The following is a 341-nucleotide window of genomic DNA, read 5'->3' as shown; positions in this document are numbered from 1 at the left end:
CACGTGTTCCCACCAGGACTCGAGTGGGCTGGGTTCGGGCCACACGATCGGATCGTCCGCGACCGGCGACGTGCTCTCGCCCGGTTGGCTCGCTGCGGTTCCGGTGGCGTCGTTCCCACTGTCGGTCTCACGCATGATCGTGTGCATCCTGGTGCGTCAGCTCGCGTGCGCGTGGCGGCGTGGGGGAAGTTGGGTGAGCAGCTGTTCCCATTCGTCGAACCGGATGGCGTCGGACCGGCGCTGCGGTGCGAATCCGGCGGCGAGGTCGACCAAACTCCGGGCGGCGCCGATCACGGTCAGGTGATGACGGCGGGACACGTCGAGGAGTTCGTCGAACGCCT

General features: G+C 68.0%; 1 pseudogene. It reads right to left on the bottom strand.

The window, feature by feature from the left end:
* Positions 1-156 precede the first annotated feature (156 nt).
* A pseudogene (locus P3H15_RS54780) lies at positions 157-341 on the bottom strand (antitermination regulator); the annotation flags it as partial.

Origin of the sequence: Rhodococcus sp. T2V (genome assembly GCF_029269925.1) — a bacterium.
GTDB lineage: Bacteria > Actinomycetota > Actinomycetes > Mycobacteriales > Mycobacteriaceae > Rhodococcus_F > Rhodococcus_F koreensis.
Note: the sequence above shows the minus strand (reverse complement) of the source record. Positions and strands in the feature narration are given on the sequence as shown.